The organism is Neopusillimonas maritima (assembly GCF_003576595.1).
Lineage (GTDB): Bacteria > Pseudomonadota > Gammaproteobacteria > Burkholderiales > Burkholderiaceae_B > Neopusillimonas > Neopusillimonas maritima.
On the sequence record NZ_NQOU01000018.1, the window covers coordinates 1 to 2675 of the forward strand.

The 2675-nt window shown below is 56.9% G+C and carries 2 protein-coding genes; both read left to right on the plus strand.

The genetic code is table 11. The features are described 5' to 3' along the window. Positions 1–225: 225 nt before the first annotated feature. Positions 226–1779 (plus strand): IS21 family transposase, encoded by a 1554-nt coding sequence (gene istA / locus CJO09_RS15510; protein ID WP_119443162.1) that lies wholly within the window; start codon positions 226–228, stop codon positions 1777–1779. A gap of 16 nt (positions 1780–1795) precedes the next feature. Continuing rightward, positions 1796–2575 (plus strand): IS21-like element helper ATPase IstB, encoded by a 780-nt coding sequence (gene istB / locus CJO09_RS15515; protein ID WP_119443163.1) that lies wholly within the window; start codon positions 1796–1798, stop codon positions 2573–2575. The last annotated feature ends 100 nt before the right edge of the window (positions 2576–2675 follow it).

Below are 2675 nucleotides of genomic sequence, written 5' to 3' on the forward strand. Positions count from 1 at the left end.
TGTCAGTGATCGGTGTAATGGAACCACCTGTGATCGTAAATATAGGGCCAGTGATGATCGAAATTATCGAGCCAATCCGTGATCGAAATTATCGAGCCAGTTGGTGATCGTAAATATGGAGCCAGCCCGGTAGGCTGATCCGACCCCCTCCGGTTTATTCAACGCCATACTTTTCCTGTCAGCCACACGTTGCGGGAGAAGGAGATGGCAAACCGGAGAATCGATATGCATGAATACAGGGAAGTCATTTACCGACTTCGACAGCAGCAAAGTGAGCGGACCATTGCCCGCTCGGGGATCATGGGACGGCACAAGACCAACGAGATTGGCCAGATTGCCAGACTCCGAGGGTGGCTGGATCCAGAAACACCTTTGCCGGAACTGGCAGCCATTGAGCTGGCCTTGCGTGAGCACCGCACCCAGGCCAGCTTGCGTCCGGTTGGTCGGCAAAGCGGGTTAAGCACTGAGCACCTGGCACTGATTGCCCAATGGTTTGGGCACGGGGTCAATACGGTCGCGATCCATGCGGCCCTGCAGCGTGATCATGGCGTGCGATGCCACTACTCCTCGGTGCGTCGTGCCGTCAATAAACTCAAGGCCGCTGAGCCTCAGATTCGTCCCACGATGATTCTGGATTTCAAGCTTGGAGAGGCGGCACAGGTCGACTTTGGTGCAGGTCCTTTCCTGCCAGACCCGGTCACCGGCAAGCCCAAGCGAACCTGGTTCTTTGTCATGACGCTGTGCGCCAGCCGCCACCAGTACGTAGAGTTTGTCTGGGACCAGACCGTGGCCACGTGGTTGCGCTGTCACCAGCGTGCCTTTGAGTTCTTTGGCGCCACCCCGGCGCGGCTAATCATCGACAACCCCAAGTGCGCCATCACCAAGGCGGTGCTGCATGAGACTGAGGTGCAGCGTGCCTATGGGGAGCTTGCCCAAGGCTATGGATTTTTGATTGACCCGTGTCCCCCGGCCGATCCGCAGAAGAAAGGACGGGTCGAATCTGGGGTGAAGTACGTCAAGCGCAACTTTCTGCCCACGCGCCAGTTTCGTAACCTGGCAGACTTGAATGAGCAGGCCAAGGATTGGGTGGTGAATGTAGCGGGGCAACGCACCCATGGCAGCACCTACGCCAAGCCACTGGAGCAATTTGAGCTGGAGCGCCCCTACCTGAAGCCATTGCCTGAGCGCAGGCCCGATCTTTATTGGTATGCGCAAGCGAAGGTTCATCGCGATTGTCATGTTCAGCATGAGCGGTGTTTGTACTCCGTCCCCTACCGTCTGGTGGGGCAGACGGTGCGGCTTCGGCTGTGCGCCTCGACCGTGGAGATATTTGATGGCCAGGATCTGGTGAGCACTCACCCGAGGGGGCAGCGCCCCGGGCAGCGTCGAACGATTGACGATCACATGCCTGAGGCCGCAGTCGCCTGGCTCATGCAGTCACCGGCCTGGTGTCGGGAGCAAGCCCAGGCGATTGGCCCACACTGTCATGCGCTGATCATGAATCTGTTCAGTGATCGTGTCTTGCAAAGGCTGCGCACGGTTCAGGGGTTGCTGCGGTTGCGCCAGGAGTTTGGTGACCGCTGGCTGGAGCTGGGTTGTCAGCGATGCGGTGTCGTGGACTCCATTTCCCCGAAGGTCATGCGCCATGTCATCGAACAGTTACAGCAAGAGGCCAAAGCCGGTTTGCTGCCCGACACTGATGGTGAATTGGCCGCCTCGTCCGCCTATCAAGGCAAGGGTCGCTTTGCCCGTGACACCCGCCAGATGATGTTGCAGTAAGAGGAGAGCTGGCACCATGAAACCAACTACTGCCACCCAATATCATCCAGAAGTCGCCCAACAGCTGCGCCTGCTTCGTCTCTCAGGCGTGACAGATTCGCTCGACATCCGGATTCGGCAAGCGATCGACGAGAAGCTCAGCCACCTGGAGTTCCTGCAGATGCTCTTGGGTGATGAATTAGCCCGGCGCGATCAAACCCGAAGTGCGCTGCTGCTCAAGAAAGCCTCTTTGATTTCCAGCAAAACGATAGAGCAGTTCGACTTTGCCGCCTGCCCGACCCTCAACAGAAGCCTGGTCAGTGACTTATTGACCTGTCGTTTCATGGGTGAGGCCTGCCCGGTGCTCATCTGTGGCCCGACCGGCACGGGCAAGAGTCATCTGGCGCAAGCCATTGGCCACCAGGCCATTCGTCAGGGCAAGGACGTGCTGTTTATCACCCAAAAGTCACTGCTTGGCCACCTGCACAAAGCCCGGATCACGGGTCACTACGATCGTAAGTTTGCCAGGCTGGCCAAGGTAAGCCTGCTCATCATTGATGACTACGGCCTGTATCCCATGACTTCGCCCCAGGATGAGGACTTCCACGAACTGGTTGCCCATCGCTATGAGCAGCGATCAACCATCATCACCAGCAACCTGGAGTTTGGTGAATGGGATCAGGCATTTGCCAGAAACAAATTGCTGGCCACGGCAACCCTGGATCGTTTGTTACACAACGCCTACCGACTGACTTTGCAGGGCAAGAGCTACCGAAAGCCTCGAGACGTTAAAAAAACAGACGTTGCGCGTGGGTAGAAAACAGGCGATTATTGCGGTGCCGGAGGGAGTAAAAAACGATCAAAAAGTGGCTCCATAATTTCGACAACCGGTGGCTCCAATATTTCGATCAATGACA